Source organism: Synechococcus sp. R5-15 (assembly GCF_047462035.1).
GTDB lineage: Bacteria > Cyanobacteriota > Cyanobacteriia > Thermostichales > Thermostichaceae > Thermostichus.
Genome location: NZ_JANSIK010000110.1, coordinates 1 through 5,692 on the forward strand (window position 1 = coordinate 1; position 5,692 = coordinate 5,692).

Below are 5,692 nucleotides of genomic sequence, written 5' to 3' on the forward strand. Positions count from 1 at the left end.
GGCTTGCCAACTGCAGGGCTACCGAAAGCCCGCCCTGTACTGCGAAGCAGTCAGGGTCGGGTAGTTTACGTTAACTCATGTTAATTTGGGGGCGTCTTCCTCTTCCATCCTGCGATCTCTATGAGCATTCAACTTCCTCGCTGGCTAGAACTGGCCTTGCCTTTCTTTCATCCTGTGCTGATGATTTTGGCATTTGCGCTGGCCCTGTATGCCCTTTACCTGGGTCTGCAAGCGCGACGGGTGCGCACTGCCTCAGCAGAAGAACGCAAGGAGCTGATCAAAGGGAAGTTTGGTCAGCGGCATTTCCTCGCCGGATCCCTGTTCTTGGTGTTGATGGTGTTCGGGGCGCTGGGCGGCATGGGGGTTACCTACCTGAACAATGGCAAGCTGTTTGTTGGGCCTCACCTGCTGGCTGGGTTGGGCATTGTGGCCTTGGTGGCCAGCTCTGCGGCTCTAGCACCGCTGATGAAAGACGGGCAAAAGGTCTGGGCGCGTAATGTGCATGTCCTATTAAACGTGGTGATCCTGGCGATCTTGGGTTGGCAGGCGGTGACCGGCTTTCAGATTGTGCAGCGCATCGTCAACCAGATGCTGACCACACCCCAGGTGGCTTAATCTCCCCGAAAGACCCATGCAACCCTGAACAGGGCTGAGCTTTGGGAGGACTTTGTCCCGCTGGTGCGAGCCGAGAAGTCCGTCGACCCAAAGACTTCGGCCTCCCCTTTTCGGAACCCAGAGCTTCATCATGTCAGAATGGCAGAGCAGGCGCTGCATCCTTCGGCTGTAGAGGGGCGCAGTCTTGTTGCCGATACCCAGTTAACGCAACGGTTCTCCCTATGTCGGTTAGCCCTCTTCCCAGTTGGGTCAAGCGTTCCATCGGCAAAGCCAGCGAGACTTCAGCGGTGCAGCAGGTGATCAAGCAGCGGGGCCTGCACACCATTTGTGAGGAGGGGCGCTGTCCAAATCGAGCCGAGTGCTACAGCCAAAAAACCGCTACATTTCTGCTGATGGGAGGGATCTGCACCCGCGCCTGCTCTTTTTGCCAGGTGGCCAGTGGACGGCCCGCACCGTTGGATCCCACAGAGCCGGAGAAAGTGGCCGAGGCGGTTGAGCTGCTGGGGCTCAGCTATGTGGTACTCACCTCGGTGGCCCGCGACGATCTGCCCGACCAGGGATCCGGTCGCTTTGTGGAGGTCATGGAGGCAATTCGGCGGCGCTGCCCCGGCACCCAGATCGAGGTGCTTGCCCCCGACTTTCGCGGGGATCGCGAGTGCATTGCCCGTGTGGTGGCTGCCCAGCCTGTTTGCTACAACCACAACATCGAAACGGTGCGACGCCTCTCCCAGGCAGTACGGCGCAGCTCCGGCTACGACTTGTCCTTGCGGGTTTTGCGAACGGTCAAGGAGCTGAATCCTGGATTACCCACCAAGTCTGGGCTGATGCTGGGGCATGGGGAGACCCGCGCAGAAGTGCTGGAAACTTTCCGGGATCTGCTGGCGGTGGGATGCGATCGTCTGACTCTGGGGCAATACCTACAACCTTCCTTGGCCCATCGCCCTGTGGAACGCTACTGGACTCCGGAAGAGTTTGCCGAGCTGGGCCAGATAGCCCGCCAGATGGGGTTTCGCCAGGTGCGCTCAGGGCCATTGGTGCGCAGCTCCTACCACGCTGCCGAAATGGTTGAGAACTAGGCCAGGGAGCTTGGCAGAGAGGCTGTGCAGTCTGTCATAGCCAACCTTTCCCGTCCGATCAAGGCACGAAGGCCCGCTTCCAGGCCGAACGCTCGGGCTGCAAACCGGCTGAGCACCTGTGGCGCCAGGGATCCCAGGCGATACAGGCTGACCCCCGCCACCAGACCCGGCAAAAGGCCGTTGCCCCAGTCTCCCCACAGCCAGGAACTTACTCCTTCTGCTAGCAGCAGCAAAGCCCCATTGAGCAGCAGCGGTCGCCACAGCCCCTCGCGAAAGGAGACCAGCCCCCTCCACAAGGCCGTCCGGGGTAGGTGAAGCCGCACTCCCAAGCCCAGCAGCCAAAGACCATCCAGCAGTGGGGCCAACAGCAAATCCAACCCCAGCGGAGCCAAGCCCACCACAATCCCCTTGCCAAGGGCGAAAATCCTGCCCCATTGCTCCACAAAGGGGGCATGGTGCTGCCACTGTTTTTCCAGAATCTGGGCCTGAACCCGGTCCAGCCGCTTCAACACATTCAAAGCCAGGAGGGATCCCGCCTCGGTTTGCAAAATCTGCAGAATTCGCCCCCGCAAGGCTTCAATTTGGGGTGCAGGCCGTTCCCATTCCAAAGTAATGCGGCCATCCGGCCAGTGGGTGCGGACTTTCAGAGGTTTTGGGCAAGCGGCCACGGTCAAAATCTCCTGCGGCGATACCCAGCCTAGGTGGCGGCTGATCTGGGCACAAATGGCCTGCAACTCCGCTTCGGAGTAGAGATCGCATTTGTTCAACACCAGCAGGATGGGCTTGTATAGAGTGCGCAGCTCCGAGAGAGCTTGGTATTCCAACTGGGTCAGGTCGGTGGCGATGACAAACACGATCAAATCCGCCGAGCGGGCCACATCCCAGGCCAACTGTTCGCGGGCTTCTCCTTCCACTTCGTTCAAACCCGGAGTATCCACCAGCCTCACCCGCCAAGGGATCCCTGGCTCCGGCTGCCACAGCAGGGATTGGGGCTGCTGAGTGACCCCATTGAGGGGGCCCACCTTCAATCGCTCCTCGCCGGTTAGGGCGTTCAGGACGGCCGACTTGCCACGGTTGACCAGCCCAAACACCGCAATGGAAAACAGCCGCGCGGTGAGGCGCTTGCGCAAAGTGGATAGAGCCCTGAACTCCGGTTGTAAATCCCGACGGCTGGCCAGAGATTGCCAATGATCCCAGCACCTTTGCAAAACGGTTTCGGCTTGGGTCAAGGGAGTGGTCATAGACAGGGGCAATGGACTAACCCTCACTCTAGAGGGAATTGCCCCTCAGGGCTAGCCGTTTCTCCCCCCCAGCGTGGGGAATCCAAACCCCACAAAATAGGGCATGATCACCCTAGGGTTCCGCCGAATCTCCTATGCTGTACCGCCTTCCCCAATCTCTGAAATGGCTTCGTGTGGGTGGATCCCATCGTTCTAAGCAAGAGCGCCAGATCGTGCGCAGCCTGCTGGCCTTTGCTGGGGCGCTGCTGGTTATGGATGTTGTGCTTCTGAGCGCCCTTCGCTAGTCCAACTTGGCAAGCCCATCGTTAGGTGATTCCGAACAAGTCTAAGTCTGAGGCATTCCTCTAGCACTGCTACAGGCAAGCACTCCCAGCCCCTTGCCCATTATGAGGAGAGGGGATCCCAGAATTGGCAAACAGTTGCACTGCAACTCGAAATAACCCCAACCCGATCAGAGGGTGGGAAGGGTTTTCCAAGTTACCAAGTTGCCTGTCAGGCAACTGTTAATTGACCAGCAAAAGGCTAGCTGGGATCCCTTGTGCTGCGAGGGCAAGCCGCCGGGGATGGGGGCCGGATCGGGAATAATGGAAGCGGCCCCAGCCGGGAGAGCTGGGTTTTCCCCGCGCTGAGGTCGTTGTTTCCCTTCTCTTGAGGCCGGCTATGGTTTTGCAGGAGGCGGCGGGCGTGCCCCGCATCAACGCGCGCGAGTCGGATGTTTTCGACATTTTCAACCTGAAGCATTATCTCGGCCCTAACCCCTATCTCAATACAGCCGCTTTCACCTTCGACTTTGCCCTTACCCAGTGCCCACAGCCGCTGCCCATTGATGTCTACCTGTCCAAGGTCTGCTTCCATTTCCCCCAGTTGCAGGAGGGATCTTATCCTTCCTACGCCCACTTGTTTGCCCGGCTGGTGACGGAGGTGAACCGGTTGCAGATGGATCTCCACTTGCAGAAGTGGAGCTGTCACCTGTTTCCAAAGTATGTGCGCATCGCGGTGCAGACCTTGCATGGCCGTACCACTCGTGCCGCGGTTTATTTTGCTTGGGATTGGCTGGAAGCCATCGCCCAAGGGGAGCCCTTCGACGTTGAAGGGGAGATGCGCCGCCTGCAGCAATTGTTTCGCGACTCGGTGTACGGCGGGCCGACGGTCTATGCCCTCTTGCGGGCTGCTCACGAACGCGGGATCCCGACCTACTACCTGTGGGATGAGGGGGTGATGCAGTATGGCTATGGGCGCAACCAGGTGCGAGGGGTGGCCACCACCTTTCACTGCGACAGCCATCTCGACTCTGACTTCACCACCCGCAAAGACGATTGCAAAGCCTTTCTGGCGGCGCAAGGGTTCCCCGTGCCCCAGGGAGAGGTGGTCGCCTCTTTGGCAGAAGCTTTGCAGTTGGCGCAGGAAATCGGCTATCCGGTGGTGCTCAAGCCGGTGGCCGGCCATAAGGGGATGGGGGTGACGGCTGGCATTCAAACCCCAGAAGAGCTGGCCTTTGCCTACGAGGTAGCCGTGGCAGCCCTTCCCCCTGAGGAGCCCATCCGGCTGATCCTGGAAAAGCATCTGCAGGGCACCGATTTTCGCCTGTTGTGTGTGGGAGGCCGCTTTGTGGCGGCCACGGAACGACGCCCCGCCTCAGTGACGGGAGATGGCCAAAGCACCATCGGGCAGCTCATCGAGCAGGCCAACCGGGATCCCGTCCGTTGGGATACCCCCACTTCTCCCCTGGGGCCGATCCAATGGGACGAGGCAATGGAGCGCTTTCTGGCAGAGCAAGGCTTGACAGTGGACAGTGTGCTGGAACCGGGGCGGACGGTCTATCTGCGCAAGGTATCCAATCTCTCGGCGGGAGGAGTGAGCCGCGATGTCACGGCCACCGTCCATCCCGACAACGTGGTTTTGGCCCAAACCATTGCCCAGCAGTTCTCACTGGTGTGCTTGGGCATCGATGTCATTGCCCCCAGCCTGGAGCGCTCCTGGAAGGAGGGATCCCTGGGGATCATCGAGATCAATGCTGCGCCAGGTGTGCTCATGCACCAAAAACCTGCCATTGGCGCGGGAGTGGATGTGCCGGGGGCAATCCTCGACCATCTGTTTCCCAAGACGGCCCGCATCCCGATTTTGACCTTTAACCGCCTCACCTTGGCGGAGGCGCACACCTTGGTGGAGCATATTTTGTCCCACCGCCCCAACGCATGTGTGGGATCCGTCTGTCGGGAGGGTGTGCTGCTAAACCACAGCTCTAGACCCCTGCAGGGCAGCCTCTTTCGCCAGGTGAAAACCCTGCTGCGCCATCCCCAACTGGATCTGCTTTTGGCGGAAGCCGACGAAGAGACCCTGGAGCGGGAGGGCTTGGCCTACGAAGGCAGCGATCTGGTGGTGCTGCGGGATCCCTCCGATCAAGAGCTGCAAACCCTGAAACGGGATCTCAACCCCGGCGGCGCCCTCTTCCTGCAGCGGGGATCCACCCTAACTTTGACGGTGGCGGGCCAGGCGGAGCGATTTGAATTGCCGAGGACAGACCTTCAGATGGGGATCCTGCTGCGCTCCATGACCCTGCGGATCATCTGCAGAACCATTAGCCAGATGCTGAAGAACTGGTCTGGCTGAGGGGTTTTGGATTTTCTTCAGATTCTTGTAAAAGGGTAGGCAAAACAAGGGATCCCTGCTGGGGAAAAAGGCCGGCCAGCCAGTCAGCTAGAAATCGCAGGAGCCCCGCACTGTACCCGTAGGGTCAGTGCCGGGAGGAATGCGCTTTGA

5 protein-coding genes are annotated in these 5,692 nt (G+C 59.7%); 4 read left to right on the top strand and 1 reads right to left on the bottom strand.

Translation table 11 applies throughout. The annotated features are described in order from the left end of the window. Positions 1–120: 120 nt before the first annotated feature. Together NW839_RS10025 and lipA are read left to right on the top strand one after the other, a co-directional pair. The gene (locus NW839_RS10025) at positions 121–615 is read left to right on the top strand and encodes a DUF4079 domain-containing protein (protein WP_011429588.1); all 495 of its coding nucleotides are present in this window, start codon (positions 121–123) and stop codon (positions 613–615) included. A 221-nt stretch (positions 616–836) separates the two neighbouring features. Continuing rightward, positions 837–1,691: a lipoyl synthase gene (gene lipA, locus NW839_RS10030; protein WP_414352107.1), complete on the top strand. Its 855-nt coding sequence runs from the start codon at positions 837–839 to the stop codon at positions 1,689–1,691. Here the strand turns inward: lipA and NW839_RS10035 are convergent. After that, positions 1,688–2,932, bottom strand: coding sequence for an Era-like GTP-binding protein (locus NW839_RS10035; protein WP_414352106.1), 1,245 nt, complete (start codon positions 2,930–2,932; stop codon positions 1,688–1,690). The two genes, lipA and NW839_RS10035, sit on opposite strands and share 4 nt — an antisense overlap. Positions 2,933–3,066: 134 nt before the next feature. Between NW839_RS10035 and NW839_RS10040 the strand changes: the two genes are divergently transcribed. Continuing rightward, positions 3,067–3,216 (top strand): hypothetical protein, encoded by a 150-nt coding sequence (locus NW839_RS10040; protein WP_011429585.1) that lies wholly within the window; start codon positions 3,067–3,069, stop codon positions 3,214–3,216. Between the two features lie 376 nt (positions 3,217–3,592). Then, the gene (locus NW839_RS10045; RefSeq protein WP_414352105.1) at positions 3,593–5,542 is read left to right on the top strand and encodes an acetate--CoA ligase family protein; all 1,950 of its coding nucleotides are present in this window, start codon (positions 3,593–3,595) and stop codon (positions 5,540–5,542) included. The last annotated feature ends 150 nt before the right edge of the window (positions 5,543–5,692 follow it).

What these genes read in the sequence shown, in the direction of transcription:
- lipA (WP_414352107.1), top strand. Translation starts at nt 837, where the DNA reads ATGTCGGTTAGCCCTCTTCCCAGTTGGGTCAAGCGTTCCATCGGCAAA.
- NW839_RS10040 (WP_011429585.1), top strand. Translation starts at nt 3,067, where the DNA reads ATGCTGTACCGCCTTCCCCAATCTCTGAAATGGCTTCGTGTGGGTGGA.
- NW839_RS10045 (WP_414352105.1), top strand. Translation starts at nt 3,593, where the DNA reads ATGGTTTTGCAGGAGGCGGCGGGCGTGCCCCGCATCAACGCGCGCGAG.
- NW839_RS10035 (WP_414352106.1), bottom strand. Translation starts at nt 2,932, where the DNA reads ATGACCACTCCCTTGACCCAAGCCGAAACCGTTTTGCAAAGGTGCTGG.
- NW839_RS10025 (WP_011429588.1), top strand. Translation starts at nt 121, where the DNA reads ATGAGCATTCAACTTCCTCGCTGGCTAGAACTGGCCTTGCCTTTCTTT.